This is a genomic window from Bacillus sp. NS1 (genome assembly GCF_058248265.1).
The window spans coordinates 159,560-173,833 of the sequence record NZ_JBZAZF010000001.1 but is presented as its reverse complement, the minus strand read 5'-3'; the positions used below and the strand labels follow the sequence as shown (position 1 = coordinate 173,833).

16 protein-coding genes are annotated in these 14,274 nt (G+C 45.3%); 2 read left to right on the top strand and 14 right to left on the bottom strand.

The annotated features are described in order from the left end of the window. Positions 1–8: 8 nt before the first annotated feature. The 11 genes from AC4CV5_RS00905 to AC4CV5_RS00855 all read right to left on the bottom strand — a co-directional run bounded on the left by AC4CV5_RS00905 (position 9) and on the right by AC4CV5_RS00855 (position 10,168). Positions 9–1,346, bottom strand: coding sequence for an MmgE/PrpD family protein (locus tag AC4CV5_RS00905; RefSeq protein WP_490921950.1), 1,338 nt, complete (start codon positions 1,344–1,346; stop codon positions 9–11). Next, positions 1,343–2,485, bottom strand: a complete 1,143-nt coding sequence (gene sndB, locus AC4CV5_RS00900) for an N-acetyl-sulfur-metabolite deacetylase SndB (RefSeq protein ID WP_490921949.1) — start codon at positions 2,483–2,485, stop codon at positions 1,343–1,345. Before sndB ends, AC4CV5_RS00905 begins: the two co-directional genes overlap by 4 nt. Positions 2,486–2,501: 16 nt before the next feature. Then, positions 2,502–3,251, bottom strand: coding sequence for an amino acid ABC transporter ATP-binding protein (locus AC4CV5_RS00895; protein WP_166846504.1), 750 nt, complete (start codon positions 3,249–3,251; stop codon positions 2,502–2,504). Between the two features lie 12 nt (positions 3,252–3,263). After that, the gene (locus AC4CV5_RS00890; protein WP_003236334.1) at positions 3,264–3,938 is read right to left on the bottom strand and encodes an amino acid ABC transporter permease; all 675 of its coding nucleotides are present in this window, start codon (positions 3,936–3,938) and stop codon (positions 3,264–3,266) included. A gap of 22 nt (positions 3,939–3,960) precedes the next feature. Then, a complete protein-coding gene (locus AC4CV5_RS00885) occupies positions 3,961–4,752 on the bottom strand; it encodes an amino acid ABC transporter substrate-binding protein (RefSeq protein ID WP_166846501.1) in 792 nt (263 codons plus the stop codon). A gap of 22 nt (positions 4,753–4,774) precedes the next feature. Then, on the bottom strand, positions 4,775–5,272 hold the full coding sequence (locus AC4CV5_RS00880) for a GNAT family N-acetyltransferase (protein ID WP_166846498.1): 498 nt from the start codon (positions 5,270–5,272) through the stop codon (positions 4,775–4,777). Positions 5,273–5,285: 13 nt separating this feature from the next. Next, a complete protein-coding gene (locus AC4CV5_RS00875; RefSeq protein ID WP_490921948.1) occupies positions 5,286–6,611 on the bottom strand; it encodes an LLM class flavin-dependent oxidoreductase in 1,326 nt (441 codons plus the stop codon). 406 nt (positions 6,612–7,017) lie between these two features. Further along, positions 7,018–8,004: a penicillin V amidase gene (gene yxeI, locus AC4CV5_RS00870; protein ID WP_166846491.1), complete on the bottom strand. Its 987-nt coding sequence runs from the start codon at positions 8,002–8,004 to the stop codon at positions 7,018–7,020. A gap of 336 nt (positions 8,005–8,340) precedes the next feature. After that, the gene (yidA, locus tag AC4CV5_RS00865) at positions 8,341–9,153 is read right to left on the bottom strand and encodes a sugar-phosphatase (RefSeq protein ID WP_166846488.1); all 813 of its coding nucleotides are present in this window, start codon (positions 9,151–9,153) and stop codon (positions 8,341–8,343) included. A gap of 39 nt (positions 9,154–9,192) precedes the next feature. Then, the gene (locus AC4CV5_RS00860) at positions 9,193–9,753 is read right to left on the bottom strand and encodes a hypothetical protein (protein WP_166846485.1); all 561 of its coding nucleotides are present in this window, start codon (positions 9,751–9,753) and stop codon (positions 9,193–9,195) included. Beyond that, entirely contained in the window at positions 9,743–10,168 is a 426-nt protein-coding gene (locus tag AC4CV5_RS00855) for a DUF3255 family protein (RefSeq protein WP_166846482.1), read from the bottom strand. Before AC4CV5_RS00855 ends, AC4CV5_RS00860 begins: the two co-directional genes overlap by 11 nt. A gap of 100 nt (positions 10,169–10,268) precedes the next feature. Here AC4CV5_RS00855 and cotNE point away from each other — a divergent pair, with 100 nt between their 5' ends. Next, complete coding sequence (gene cotNE, locus AC4CV5_RS00850) at positions 10,269–10,634, top strand: inner spore coat protein CotNE (RefSeq protein ID WP_166846479.1); 366 nt, start codon at positions 10,269–10,271, stop codon at positions 10,632–10,634. A gap of 249 nt (positions 10,635–10,883) precedes the next feature. Beyond that, positions 10,884–11,237, top strand: a complete 354-nt coding sequence (locus AC4CV5_RS00845; RefSeq protein ID WP_166846476.1) for a hypothetical protein — start codon at positions 10,884–10,886, stop codon at positions 11,235–11,237. A 42-nt stretch (positions 11,238–11,279) separates the two neighbouring features. Here the strand turns inward: AC4CV5_RS00845 and AC4CV5_RS00840 are convergent, their stop codons facing one another. From AC4CV5_RS00840 to AC4CV5_RS00830, 3 genes are read right to left on the bottom strand one after another with little or no spacing between them, the layout of a single operon-like run. Further along, a complete protein-coding gene (locus AC4CV5_RS00840) occupies positions 11,280–11,630 on the bottom strand; it encodes a YxeA family protein (protein ID WP_166846473.1) in 351 nt (116 codons plus the stop codon). Positions 11,631–11,642: 12 nt separating this feature from the next. Then, positions 11,643–13,517: an FtsX-like permease family protein gene (locus tag AC4CV5_RS00835; protein WP_490921947.1), complete on the bottom strand. Its 1,875-nt coding sequence runs from the start codon at positions 13,515–13,517 to the stop codon at positions 11,643–11,645. Further along, positions 13,492–14,265 carry an ABC transporter ATP-binding protein gene (locus AC4CV5_RS00830; RefSeq protein WP_490921946.1) on the bottom strand — a complete coding sequence of 258 codons (774 nt, stop codon included), beginning with the start codon at positions 14,263–14,265 and terminating at the stop codon, positions 13,492–13,494. Before AC4CV5_RS00830 ends, AC4CV5_RS00835 begins: the two co-directional genes overlap by 26 nt. Positions 14,266–14,274: the final 9 nt, after the last annotated feature.

Genomic DNA, 14,274 nt, shown 5'->3' with positions numbered 1-14,274 from the left:
GCTGAATCTTATTCAATATGCACTAAAAATTCTTTTATATCGGCTATCTCAACGGCTGTTATGATGCGCCGCGCTTTTTCATGCGGAACCGTTAATGTCAATTTTTCTTTTATGTCTTCTTCAGACAGTTCATTGCCCGGAGCTCCTTTTGGACAGTCCACACGTACTTCGCAAATCCGGCCGTCTGATAAATAAGCCCGGACAATTGTGAAACGGCCTTTTGGAACGGCATGAGGAGCCGGCTGAATGGCATTGTCATATACTCGCTGAATATGCCCTATTGTCGTTTGAATGCCGCTTGGGATTGGCTGGCTGTTGAAATGCTCAGCGGCCAGCTCATGTCCGTGCAAAGCAAGGGCAATGACATATTCAACGCTAAAACGGCCTTCCTCCCCAGTCTTCGGCGATCTTTCCGTCAATGCAGCATCTCCGCCTGGCGGAAAAATCACTTCAATCCGCTCGGTATTTGCAGCAGAAATGGCTTCTTCAGAGACAAGTTTTCGTACCGCATCTGCGGCATGGTGTGCCGCAGAGCAAAATGGATAAATTTTAAACCATAGACCCGGCTTCACGATTCTCCATGGTGCGCCCCAACGGTTTAGCAAAGTGTTTTGTGCTTTTTCCAAATCGCCGTACAGACCGAAGAAACCAGCTTCTCCATCAAGTGCCGTGCGGGACCCGCCAAATTCTGATTGGGCCAGCTTAACGGCTAGCAAGCCAGCCTGAGCTGCCAGCCCGGCGTGCAGCGGTTTCATTTCTGTCCCAAATTGCACCCTCATCCCGGAAGATTGCGTAGCTGCAAAACCAATGGCTTTTTCCAGCTCTTCTTGAGTCAGTTCCTCTGCGTAGCCTGCGGCGCAGGCAGCAGCGATCGCGCCAATTGTTCCTGTATTATGCCAGCCCTTTTCATAGTGGCGGCTCCCAATTGATTCGCCCAGCCTTGCCATCACTTCAACACCGACAATATAAGCGCCAAGAAGCCGCTCGTCATGTCCGCGAGCGGCAGAAGCCATAAGAGCTGGCACGATGACTGCACTGGGATGCCCTCTTACATCAGAATGGACATCATCAAAATCCAATGCATGGGCGATAAATCCATTGATCATTGCAGATTGTAATGGCGCGGCTTTTTTCCCTTGGCCGATAATAGGGACAAGGGGCGTGCCTCCTTCATCCTCTATGAGGCGGAGGAGCTTTTGAATGCCTTTATCTTTTCTTCCTGCGAATGAAGCGGCTGTGAAATCGAGTAATCCTTTTTTTGCTTCACACATCGCGGCAATTGAATGCTCAGGCTGCGACGTTCTCACAGCCTCTGCAAGACCTGCTGTCAGCCCTTGTCTGCTCATTTGATGGTCTCCAGCACAATAACAGCCAGCTCAGCAAAGTATTGAGAGGCAACTGTCAGGGCTTCTTCATCCAATGTAAAGGCAGGATGATGCCACTCCTCTGTACCGTTCGTCCCCATCCAGACAAAAAATCCCGGGATCTTCTCTTGATACAGAGCGAAGTCTTCTCCGCCCGGAGACTGCTCAGCATGAACAGTTTGGCAGCCAAGCCGTTCCGCAGCTTCAGATGCCGCTTTTAAAAATGCGCCGTCATTCTGAACGGAAGGCAAATAAGGAAACCACTTGAATTCTGCTTGTGCTCCATAGCCCGCGGCAATTCCTTCAGCCACTCGTTTCATATGTTCCGGAACAGCCCGTCTCGCTTCTTTTTGAAAGGTTCGAACCGTCCCCTCCATTTCAGCCTGGTCTGGAATGACGTTCCATGAAGTGCCCGCCTGTACTCTTGTAATACTGACGACCGCGTTTTGCAGTGAGCTGATGTTGCGGCTGACCACAGATTGCAGGCCGCTGACGATTTGTCCGGCAGCAGCGATTGGATCAATACTGTTATTTGGGATGCCGGCGTGTCCGCCTTTCCCTTTGACGACAATCTCAAATCGGTCAACACTTGCCATGAGTGGACCTTCTTTTACACCTATGGTCCCGACAGGCAGATCCGGCTTATTATGCATGCCAAAAATGGCAGAAACGCCATCAAGCACACCTGCTTCTATGACCTTTCTTGCTCCTGCGGCTATTTCTTCAGCTGGCTGAAAGATAAACCGGACAGTACCTTTCAGATCGGCTCTTCTTTGATTCAGCAAAATGGCCGTGCCGATAATGGAAGCAGTATGAAAATCGTGTCCGCACGCATGCATCGTGCCGTCAATCTTTGATGCAAACGGCAGATCCGTCTGTTCTTGGATCGGGAGCGCATCAATGTCCGCTCGTATCGCGATCACGGGTCCGTCTTCCTGCCCTTTGATTTCCGCAATCACGCCTGTTTCCAATTGAGGAACGTCAAGGATCTCGATATGCTCTTCCTCAAGCCAGCGGCGGATTTTTTTCGTCGTTTCAATCTCTTGAAATGACAGTTCAGGATGTTCATGAAGATCACGCCGCATATTGATTAAACGGGTATGAAACGTTTTGTCGGCCATTGTTCTTCCCCCTTTCTTATATAAGCTCTGCAGGCTCTCCCACCTGCTTGATAAATCTTTTCGTCCGTTCATTTTTCGGATGGTCAAACAGTTCTTCTGGCGTTCCCTGCTCGATAATATGGCCATCCGCCATAAAGATCACTTTATCAGCGACCTCTTTTGCAAACGCCATTTCGTGTGTAACGATGATCATCGTTGTTTGTTTTTCCGCAATGGACTTGATGACCTGAAGCACCCCTGCGACGAGCTCAGGGTCAAGTGCTGAAGTTGGTTCATCCAGCAAAATTGCATGCGGATTGACCGCAAGTGCCCGCGCGATGCCGATTCGCTGCTGCTGGCCGCCGGACATTGTGATCGGATAGCTGTCAGCCTTATGCTCTAGACCGACTTGTTTCAGAATATCCATTCCAATACGTTTCGCTTCGTCGCGTGATTTGTGTTGAGCCACGATTAAAGCTTCTGTAATGTTTTGCAGAGCCGTTTTATTTTTAAACAGATTGTAGTTTTGAAAGACCATGGCCGTTTGCTGGCGAAGCCGATGTGCTTCTTTGCGTGTAAACTTTTCCGCGTTCAGCTTGGCTTCTCCGATTTCAATAAGGCCTTGATCCGGACGCTCTAATAGATTCAAGCACCGGAGAAGCGTTGATTTTCCGGAACCGGACGGACCGATGATCGCCACTACTTCTCCGCGTTTCACTTCTAGATCGATTCCGTCGAGTACGACGAGATCTTTAAACGCTTTGTGAATATTTTTTACTGTTATCAACTGATTTCACCTCTAAGTCCGGTATGGCTTGCTCATGGCGCGTTCAAACAAGTCCTGCAAAATGCTGTAGATAATGGTAAGAACCCAGTAAACAATTGCAACCGCCAAGTACGTCTCAAAATATTTGAGGTTTCCTGATGCATACATCTTCCCTTGGGCGAACATCTCCATGACCCCTAACGTAAAGGCCAGTGACGTTTCTTTGAGTAGTCCGATAAATGTATTGCCCGTTGCCGGTATCGCATTTCGAACAGCCTGCGGCAGAATAATCCGTCTGTATGCCTGGAGCTTTGTCATGCCGACAGACAGGCACGCCTCCAGCTGCCCATCATCAACAGAATTGAGGGCGGCCCGGAAGATTTCTGCCAAATAAGCAGCGTTTTTTAAGCTTAACCCGATGATGGCAGCTGTGAGAGCTGTCATTTTGCTCATTTCTGGAAACAGCTGCGGCAGCCCGTAGTAGATTAAAAACAGCTGCACAAGTGTCGGTACGCCCCGGAAAAAGGATATATACAGCTTTGACAGCTGATGAAGCACTGGAATTTTGTTTTTTGTGATGAGTGCGAGAATAAGTCCTCCGATAATGGCAAAAATCATAGCCGCTACAGCCATAAACAAGGTGATCGGAAGGGCCTGAATTAAAGTCGGGAATGCTGATATCATAAATTCCCAATCAATCGTGTTCATTCTGGTGATTCACCGCCGTTTCTTAATGCTTCTGTTCTACTGTGATATCTTCATTAAAATATTTTTCGGAAAGCTTTTTCAGTGTTCCGTCTTTACGCAATTCATCAAGTGCTTTATTGACTTTTTTGCGGAGCTTGTCGTGTGCGTCATCCTTGGCAAATGGGAATGCAACTTGTTCGTAAACAATCGGATCTCCTGCAAGCTTTAACGGCAAGCCGGTTTTCTTAATTTGCGCCATCAGCACAGTTCGGCTGTTGACATAAGCGTCTACACGGCCGTAAGCGACGTCCTTCAGCGTGCCTTCTTGTGTTTCGTATGTTTTGATATTGATTTTTTTATCAGGATCTTTGCTTTCAAGGTTTTTTGCGTGATTTGAACCGAGAACGGCAGCAACTGTCTTCCCTTTTAAATCGTTTACTGACTTGATGTCATTATTGTCTTTTTTGACGACAATCTGTGTTCCTGCATAAGCGTATGGTTCAGTAAAGTGATACGTTTCCTTACGTTCATCAGTCACCGCTACCTGGTTGGAAATAGTGTCAAGCTTTCCTGTTTGAAGCTCCCCCATCAGCCCGCTGAATTCAAGCAGCTTCCAGTCCAGCTTCATGTCAATTTTCTTAGCGACCGCTTCCATCACTTCCACATCAAAACCTGTCAACTTTCCGTCTTCTTTATAAGCAAACGGGTAGCTTTGTCCGGTTGCGCCGACATGAAGCACATTGTCATCCTCTTTACTGCTGCTTCCATTACCGCAAGCTGAGAGCACCGCTAATAATGCAGCAACTAACAGCACAGTCCATTTTTTCATTTTCATTTGATTTCCCGCCTTTTCTCTTTTATAGGTCATTTCGCAATTGTTTTTTCATATAGACTGTCATATGCCCTTTGCCAAGGTCTTGTTCACCTGCGCGGACATACCCTTTTCGTTCGTACATCTCAATCAGCCACGGATGCTTGTCCGCTGTTCCGAGCGAGACAAACGGAACCTTTAACGTATCGCGGAGGATCGTTTCCTCAAGCCATTGAAGCAGCTTTGTTCCGATACCTTTTTGACCGGTGTCAGGGTCCACGGCGAACCACCAGATATGCGGAACGCCAAACGGTCCCGGCTGCTGCCCCCACGGCATCCTTAAGGAGATGGTCGCAATGATCAGTCCGTCCTCTTCCATGACATAGCAGGCGTTGTTTCGGATGTTACGTAACACCAAATCCAGATCCGCATGAGCGGCGGCAAAATGAATACCGATTTTTCGAATCGGTTCATAAGCCCGCAATGTCAGCTCGAGAAGCTGTTCGGCATCACGTTCAACTGCAAGGCGATATCGTGCTTTCATCTAGCGTTCCTCCTTACTTTGCATAACGGTTTACCGGCTTTTCTAAACCGAAGTGGTCTCTCAATGTTGTGCCTTCATATTCTTTTCTGAACACACCGCGCTCCTGTAAAATCGGAACCACTTTATCAACAAACACTTCAATTCCTTCTGGAAGAAGCGGAGGCATGATGTTAAACCCGTCACACGCTTTCTTATCCACCCATTCCTGCATCTTGTCAGCAAGCTGCTCCGGCGTGCCAACGAAGATATGATGGCCTCTGGAGCCTGCAACATATTGATACACCTCGCGAATCGTCATATTGTCTCGTGCAGCCATTTCTTGAACAAGCTTGAATCGGCTCTTCACCGCATTGGAAGCATCCGCGTCAAGCTTCGGCAGCGGCCCGTCAAGCGGATACGCCGACAAATCGATTCCGCCTAAATAATTTTGGAGAATTTGCAGACCGACGGACGGAATAATCAGATCCTGAAGCTCCTTGTACTTGGCCTGTGCTGCTTCTTCGGTATCAGCAATGATCGGGAAAATACCCGGCATGATTGCAATTTTTTCTGGGTCACGCCCGAATTCCGCAGCCTGCTCTTTAATCGATTGATAAAATTCCTGAGCTGATTCCAGGTGGTTTTGCGCTGTGAAGATCACTTCTGCTGTTCTGGCAGCCAGTGCTTTTCCGTCCCCTGATGATCCTGCCTGGATAATGACCGGCTGGCCCTGCGGCGTTCTTGAAACGTTCAGAGGTCCGCGAACCGAGAAATACTCTCCTTTGTGGTTCAGCTCGTGCATTTTTTCTTTCTCAAAGAAATCACCAGTCTCTTTATTACGGATAAACGCGTCCTCTTCCCATGAATCCCAAAGTCCTTTTACAACCTCGACAAATTCCTCTGCCCGCTGATAGCGCAAATGGTGTTCAAGGTGCTTTTCACCGCTGAAATTCAGCGCTGTTGATTCAATAGATGAAGTGACGACGTTCCATCCGGCACGGCCGTTAGACAGATGATCCAATGACGCAAACTGTCTGGCAATGTGAAACGGCTCGCTGTAAGTAGTAGAAGCTGTTGCTGTCAATCCGATTCTTGATGTTACCTGCGCCAAAGCAGAGAGCAAAGTAAATGGCTCAAACCTTGTTAACACATTTGGATGTGATTTGCTGTCAATTGACAGGCTATCCGCTAAAAACAGCATATCCAGCTTGCCCCGCTCCGCTGTTTTCGCAAGCTCTTTAAAATAATCCAAATTCATGCTCGCATCCGCTGGGGCGTCCGGATGCCGCCAAGACGCGACATGATGGCCTGTACCTGCTAAAAATACCCCTAATTTGATTTGTTTCTTTTTGCTTGTCATGACGTTACTCCTTTTATCATGTTTTAGGCTGAAAAATCCGAAAAATAAACTCCTATATTCCTAGTAGTTTAATATGAATAAATCAAAATGTACCTTTGTCTCGGACGTTTGTCAATGAGTTAAGATCAATTTTTTCTCTTTTTGAAATGATAAAAATCTCGCGGGATCATGATGGATCGGCATTAGTGCAACCTGTATGCTCGCAAAAAAACTGAGTCTCGTGATGCTGAGACTCAGTTTTGATCCGAAGTTTTTTATATAAATGCAGCTTGGCCTTATCTGCGCATCCGCCCATACGCTCATTGTAGATTTAGCACAATCCATTTTGCCAATCATTCAGAAGCTGTGACATTGTACAAAAAAATCAGCTGGCCCCGGATTTATACCTGAATCAGCTGATTGATTCTTAATTAAGCTCTAGAATATTTTCTTCTGCTTTAGCAGAAAACACTTTAGGCTCCAGACAGTCAAGGTCTTCATGAAATAAACTTACTTTTTGGATTTGCCGATTATCGTAGTGGTGAAAGTAGTAGTTTCCCGTGTCGCTGCACATCACAGAAGTATATTGCGTATAATCAATCTCGTCATCTTCCGTTATCACAGCACCCTTAGGTATTGCCATGTTTGACAAAAGCTGAAAAGCTGCTGATACACCTCTTGTTTCATCTGCCGCCGGCTCTAGATGTTCTTTCAGAAAAACAGCTCTGACAAACCGTGAAGGCGGTGTATAATCTCCTGGCAGACCCACAGTACCCGAGCCTTGGCCAAAAGCGGACAGCATCAATCCGCCCATCTCCTTGCTCTCGTATTGTTTCGGCCTTATTCCTATATATTGCCGAAGATTGCTCACATGCCATAGAAAGTCGGGGCTGTTCGTCATTACACCTGGTTGATTGTCATAGATTTTGATGCCGTCTGCTCTCGGTTCTATCGTCAGGCTGCGTCCCGTCCGGTCTGACAATATCCAGTGTAGCGGTAAAACTGTATCCAATAGCTCTAATTTCTTCTCCACAATCGTTAAAGAGCGGATCTTTTCCTTTACGTCTTCCAAAGACTTACAGGCTGACAGCGCCCAAGTTACAAACTCATGCGGGGCAATATGAACGCCGTCTCCCCGTATCGTTTTTTCGTATTCCGCACATCCCATAAAATAAAGCGCGGCACAAGATAAACCGCTTTCATTAACACCGTCGGCAAATAATATATTTCCAAGTTTTCTCCCCATACCAATAAACGCGTACTGTGTTTGATGCACCTTTCCGTCAGCTTCACTCTTCCAGCTGTAACGGCGCGGATAGAGAATGACCTCCGTCCCCAACTGAAATGCAAAATCCATTGTCCTCGCTAATAAATGATTCCGGTCAGCAGTTTCCAATGTAAGACTTGTGCACATCTGATTCAGTCCCCTTTCAATTCAGGCTAAAATTATACATTTTGTGAACAACTTGTTTTATCAGCATAACGAAAGTCAAATAGATTCGTCAAAAGATTACCATTACATCAAAACGAGGAATCCATCCCAAAACAAAGAATGAACAAGAAGATTCGTTCATGAGAAAAAAATGTACGATGCTGATGTTTATGGTGATTGCTTTCTTTTTATTTCTACAGGCCACTGAAGATCATGATCAATCACTGACGTTTTATATCTGCAAGAAGGGCTGATGGTGATTACAGACAGGACAGCCGCCATAACAAAAAATCCAGCCTTCTAAGAGGCTGGATTTCATTATTTCGCCAAAACAAGCTCGTGAATCGCATGCGCAACACCGTGTTCATTATTGGAGCGTGTTTGAAAGTTTGCGGCTTCTAATACTTCTGGGATGGCGTTTGCCATGGCAACGCCGCAGCCCGCCCATTCAATCATTGTTAGGTCGTTTCCGTTGTCACCTATGCTCATGACTTCCGCCTGGTCAATTCCAAGCAGCTGTGCCAGCTGGCGTACGGCATTTCCCTTGCTGGCTTCCGGATGCAGAATTTCATAAAAGAAAGGCGCGCTTCTGACCATTGTATATTTGTCTCTCACATCTTTTGGAATCGATGTAATGACATGGCTTAAGTTCTCCGGTTTATCTATAAACATCACTTTCGGGATGAGGATATCTTTTGGCACCTCGTCGATCTTGCGGAAATGAAGCGGCACTTGTGTCACATAGGATTCGTATACAGTAAATTCGCTAATATCCCGGTTAGGCGTATACAAATTAGATGAGTCAAAGAAATGCATCGGCGTCTTCAGCTCTACGCTCAGGTCATATAATGAAGTCAAATCATCATACCCGAGAGACAGCTCTGTGACCACTTCGTTTGTATGGGTATTTTGAACAAGCGCTCCATTATACGCGATGACATAGTCGCCTTCTTCAACTAAATTCAGTTCATCTAAGTATCTCCGCACACCCCCGATCGGCCGGCCGGTGCAAAGCACAATTTTGACGCCCTCCGCTTTAGCAGCGTGAAGTGCGTCGCGGACCTCCTCTGTTACTTCATGATGATCATTTAAAAGTGTTCCGTCCATATCAATTGCAATTAGTTTGTACATCCTGCATCTCCTTCGTGTCGTTTTCAGGCTATAGTCCCATCATATCTTTTTTTCTTTTCGATATTCAACCGCAAGAGATGATTTTCTCCGGATTCTGTTTAAACGCCGGCCTTGTCTTCGGATACGCGTGCGCGGTTTCCGCTTTCTTTCTGTCTCCATCCCATCGTTTTCTGCTTTGTCCTGTTTCATCAGCAGGAAGCCGGCAGCTAAAAAAGGAATGCCGACTATATTCAAGATGACGAGCTTCACACCCGCTGCCGTCAAAAAGAATACCCATGAAGATGCAGGATTCCGCCTAATCATGATGTAAGCCGCCATTTCCAGAACAATCAAGATGGCATGAAGCACTACACAATAAATAAGCAATACAAGCGCAAAAAACAACACATAATTCACGATTGCCCCTGAGTACATCATCGCGCGCATCATTTGTATAAACGATAAAGACTGCATGGATCCGCTGATGACATTAGGATTATAGATCGTATAGTCACTAAATAAATGTTTGATCTTGAGAAAAGCCCATAATATAAATATCCACTGAATGATATGTAAAATAAGTCCTGTTAACACCAGTCTTTCAGCTTTTTTATTTCTCATCTTTCTCCTCCTTGCCGGTCTTTGATTTGATTCTTGTCATCGTTTTTGTCTGCCCATTTTGCTCCCAAATTAGCGTCCCGCTTTCTCCTCTTCTCAGCGTGCTTTTGAGCGGATAATAAGAACCGAGATACTGAATCTCGATAGACCCGTCAGTGCTTTGAGAAATCACCTTGTATGCCATACTGGGCAGCTGGACCTCTCCTCTTCCTTCAATCACTTCCGTCTCTGCCACCTCGTCTTTGGTAAAGGTGACTCTTGCAAATTTCACGCCGTCCATGGGTCCCGGGGTAATCCCCTCATCCCACGTTCCGTAATAAAACGGCGTTTCCTCTTTTTGCTGTTGGCATCCCGATAACATGATGCATACAGCAGCTAAAAGCAAAATGCCGCATTTATTTCTCAAGGAGTTCACCATCCTTTCCTCCTCTTTTTGGGCGAGTGCCGTGGCACTGTGCCAATGACTACATAAGTTATAAGGAATTCACCCACATTTTATTTTTAAGGAGATTGATTACATGAATCCATATCAGTATTACAGCCCGCAGCTGCCTCAGCAGGAACCTTACTATAGCCAATATGAATACAATCCTTATCCGCAGCAGGATGTATACGAGCCATACCAAATGGACAGACAGCCAGCCTTGGAAAGAAGAATCGCTGCACTTGAACGGCAAAATGAACAGCAGTCGAGAGAATTAACCCGTCTGACAAACGAAGACCGCCGTCAAAATCGGGAAATTGCACGGATTGCCGAACAGGTTAATCAGTTAAGCCAGGCTGTTGAACGCCATACACGCCGCTTAAACCGGCTCAATCAGCGCCTCCGCACAGTAGAAAACAGGCTGAATATCCCATTTACTGCAGGCGAAGGCGGTTTTTGAAGCAGGCAAAGAAAAAAGCGGAATACGATTTTCCCGATTTCAGGGTTTCGTTTTCCGCACTTCTTATGATTTTAACGCGGAGCATTTACATAAAAAGGGTATGTACAAGTATACAATCTTTATCGTTTTCATTCAAAGATAGAGGGGGCAAGGAAAATAATTGTAGTTTCTCATTTGCAGAATTTCTTTTCATTCAGGTTGCATGATAATACCGACTCACGTCAATTGATCATTATGGAGGGATCATTCATGCATAATACACAACACGGCTTGCAGCAGCTGAACCAAGCTCGCCAAACTGCTCAGCAGCTCATTCAGCAAACACAGCAAAGCAGCCAGCAATATCGCCAAATGCTTCACCAAGAGCAGCAAAACATCCAAATGCTGCAGCAGATTCTAAACCACGAACAACAGGCTGCACATACCATTCAACAAGCACTGCACGGACACGACATGGCAATTCAAAAATGCCAGCAGGTTGTCAACATGTGCAACCAAATGCAGCAGGAACTCACTGGACAATCCAGCGTCATGAATACGAATGTGTCTACACTTCCATTCGGCCAAAACACGCCATTCCAGCAGCAATCCTATCAGCAGTAGCATAAAAAAGCGGCATAGTTCCCCCCTATGCCGCTTTCCTCTTTATTGTTTTAATGTTGATTGAACGTCTTTTGGCAAATCTTTATATTGCACTTCTTCCCAGGTTTCTACATACTTGCCTTTTGTGTAGATTTTCAAATAGGCGTTCTTTCGCAAATCACCGCTGGCCAGGAATGTGACGTCGCTCTTTTCACCAGACTGATTGTATCCGTCTAGTGTATATTCAGTGCCGCCTGGTTTAAGGTGCTGGCCATCTCGATTAATCTGCACATACAGATCCTGTCTGGGAACTAGCGGATTGATTCTGTCTGTTATCTCGTTATGAATGAAGAGAATGCCGCAAATAGCCGCGATAGCCCCTGCACCCACTATAATTGATAAAATTTTTTTCATACTCACCATCCCTTATTTCATCGTTAAGAAGCTTTTTATTTTTTTCAAGTAGCTAAACCGCACCATCAGGAAGAACAGCAGCTGAAAAGCTAAAAATCCTCCGATTGTCAGCAACACTGGTTTGGTTACGTTGACAAAGTCGCCAGCTCTAATGGCAAAAACCGTATGAAGAACAGCCATCGCAAAGGGAAAGAAGAACAAGATCGCTAATTGAATGGTTACGCTCTGTGACATTTCTTCTTCACTAAATCCAATCTTCGCTAATGAACGGTAGCGCTTCTGATCTTCCTCTAAATCCGTAAACAAACGGAAATACAAAAAGCTTCCGGCCGCGGTAAAGAAGACAATGGCAATGAAAAGCCCAATAAATAAGCTTAAGCTTGGCAGTTGCACTGTCATATAGTGCGTGCTGGCCTTCGCATCAAATTGAAAGTGAACGTCAGAATAATCACCATACAATTTATTTGTAAGTGATTGGCTGATGCCTAAACTGTCTTTCCAATTCTTAAATTTGTAACCAATGAGCTTCGTGCTTTCTCCAAGCTTATGAAGCTTTTTATAGGTTGTTTCATTTACGACAAGTACGCTGTTTACAGAAATCAGCGGTTTTTTTGTTTCTTTCACTTCGAGCTTCTGATTTGCCAGCTCATTTTTCTTGTTCAGCAGATCTAATTGTTTCGGAAATTCAGTTTTATCCTTGACTTCATAGGTGCTTGGGAAATAGATGCTTTCCCCGTTTTTCAGATCATTCATGCTCATGCTGAAGTGCTTTTGAAATGTTTCCTGATCCATTAAGATAACAGGCGGCACTTCATCTCCCCGCTTATAGCGCACATATGAAACTGACATATCGTAACGTGTAAATGCGAAATGATTCTGTTTCAGCTCATGTTCAATATCATGCAGGTGTTGTTTTTCTTTCAGATTGCCTTCAAATGATAAGTACTCCATTTCATAGGCTGAATCCATTGCCCCGACAGTTGATTTGTAAACGGCCAGCACTCCTGTAGCAGTAAAAGCCACTGCTGAAATAATACTGACGATAAAAAACAGGCGGGCATTATCTTTTAGGCGATAGACTAAATCAGAAATCCAAATGACATTTTTCCCGCGCAAGTAAAAGCCCTTCCACTTCTTCACGGCCCTCAATATCCAAATGCTGCTCTGGCTGAAGAAAAAATACGTTCCAACTATGGTTAAGATCAAAATCAGAAAAGGCATATAAGAGTGAACATTGCCTTTTACGACCATTCCGTATCCCATAACAAGGCATGCCACGCCGAAAATCGACAGAAGGATAGACGGCTTCGGCTCAGGTTTCATGTTTTCCGCGCCTTTAATCAGTAAAATAACGGTTTTTGATTTAATAAAAAAGATCGTAAACTGTGATAAAAGGAAAAATAAGAGCAAAAATCCGCAAATCGTAATCCCCAGGGCCTTCCAAGGCATATACAGCGGCAAAGCGTCCATTTCTAAAATATAGGCGCCGATTGTAAAAAATGTTTTTGAAAAAATCAGTCCGCCGATGATTCCGGCAACAATCGAAAAGGTGCCGATCATCATGTTTTCAGCTGTCACCAGCACTCGCAGCTGGGCGGGAGTAATCCCCTGAATCAGCAGAATTCCAAACTCTTTGTTTCTGGATTTCAAAAAGGCGTTAACGGAATATAGAACAAATAGAATTGAAAAGATAAAAATCATCCACTCCGCTGCCGTTAAGCCTTTTCTCGCAATGTTATTCAAGTACCCTTCCTTAAGAGCAGGATGAAAAATAAACATAGCGAAGGTAAAGAAAATCAATACGGAAAAAGCACTGCTCAAAAAGAACGCCAAATACGACCGTTTGTTACGTGTAACATTTTTATAAGCGAACTGAAGAAAGGTCATTTGCGTTTCCCCCCAGCATAGAAAGTACATCTAGGATTTGGTCATAAAATACTTGGCGGTTATCTCCGCGGTAAATTTCGTTAAACAGTGTTCCGTCTTTAATAAAAATCACACGCTGGCAGTAGCTTGCCGCCACAGGATCATGGGTAACCATTAATGCAGTAATCTGATCGTTCTGGTTCAGGCTTTGCATCGTTTCCATAACATCCTTTGAAGCTTTGGAATCGAGATTTCCCGTCGGTTCATCAGCCAGAATCAGAGAAGGTTTATGAATCACCGCTCTTGCAATGGCTGCCCGCTGGCGCTGTCCGCCAGAAACCTCAAACGGGCGCTTTTGTAAAAGGTCCTCTATACCGAGCTTTTCAGCGATGGCATGCAGCTTTTTTTCCATCACTGAAGGAGATTCTTTTTCAAGTGTTAACGGCAGCATGATATTTTCGCCAAGCGTCAGTGTATCAAGCAGGTTAAAGTCCTGAAACACGAAACCAAGCTGTTTTCGCCTGAATTGTGCCAGCTTTGTTCTTTTCAGCTGGTGAGGGTTGTCTCCTTTGATCAGGACGTCTCCGGAATCGGGACGGTCAATCGTTGAAATGATATTTAAGAGCGTTGTTTTACCGGAACCCGACGGCCCCATCACAGCCGTGAATTCCCCTTCCTCTACTGAAAAAGAGATTTGTTTTAACGCCTGCTGGGACACTTGTCCTTTGTAGGTTTTGTTTATATGTTTGACCTCGAGCATATTTGCCATGAGAATCCT

Excerpts from the sequence above, each read along its gene's own strand:
- AC4CV5_RS00905 (WP_490921950.1), bottom strand. The coding sequence starts at position 1,346 with ATGAGCAGACAAGGGCTGACAGCAGGTCTTGCAGAGGCTGTGAGAACG.
- sndB (WP_490921949.1), bottom strand. The coding sequence starts at position 2,485 with ATGGCCGACAAAACGTTTCATACCCGTTTAATCAATATGCGGCGTGAT.
- AC4CV5_RS00890 (WP_003236334.1), bottom strand. The coding sequence starts at position 3,938 with ATGAACACGATTGATTGGGAATTTATGATATCAGCATTCCCGACTTTA.
- AC4CV5_RS00885 (WP_166846501.1), bottom strand. The coding sequence starts at position 4,752 with ATGAAAATGAAAAAATGGACTGTGCTGTTAGTTGCTGCATTATTAGCG.
- AC4CV5_RS00880 (WP_166846498.1), bottom strand. The coding sequence starts at position 5,272 with ATGAAAGCACGATATCGCCTTGCAGTTGAACGTGATGCCGAACAGCTT.
- AC4CV5_RS00875 (WP_490921948.1), bottom strand. The coding sequence starts at position 6,611 with ATGACAAGCAAAAAGAAACAAATCAAATTAGGGGTATTTTTAGCAGGT.
- yxeI (WP_166846491.1), bottom strand. The coding sequence starts at position 8,004 with ATGTGCACAAGTCTTACATTGGAAACTGCTGACCGGAATCATTTATTA.
- yidA (WP_166846488.1), bottom strand. The coding sequence starts at position 9,153 with ATGTACAAACTAATTGCAATTGATATGGACGGAACACTTTTAAATGAT.
- AC4CV5_RS00860 (WP_166846485.1), bottom strand. The coding sequence starts at position 9,753 with ATGAGAAATAAAAAAGCTGAAAGACTGGTGTTAACAGGACTTATTTTA.
- AC4CV5_RS00855 (WP_166846482.1), bottom strand. The coding sequence starts at position 10,168 with ATGGTGAACTCCTTGAGAAATAAATGCGGCATTTTGCTTTTAGCTGCT.
- cotNE (WP_166846479.1), top strand. The coding sequence starts at position 10,269 with ATGAATCCATATCAGTATTACAGCCCGCAGCTGCCTCAGCAGGAACCT.
- AC4CV5_RS00845 (WP_166846476.1), top strand. The coding sequence starts at position 10,884 with ATGCATAATACACAACACGGCTTGCAGCAGCTGAACCAAGCTCGCCAA.
- AC4CV5_RS00840 (WP_166846473.1), bottom strand. The coding sequence starts at position 11,630 with ATGAAAAAAATTTTATCAATTATAGTGGGTGCAGGGGCTATCGCGGCT.
- AC4CV5_RS00835 (WP_490921947.1), bottom strand. The coding sequence starts at position 13,517 with ATGACCTTTCTTCAGTTCGCTTATAAAAATGTTACACGTAACAAACGG.
- AC4CV5_RS00830 (WP_490921946.1), bottom strand. The coding sequence starts at position 14,265 with ATGGCAAATATGCTCGAGGTCAAACATATAAACAAAACCTACAAAGGA.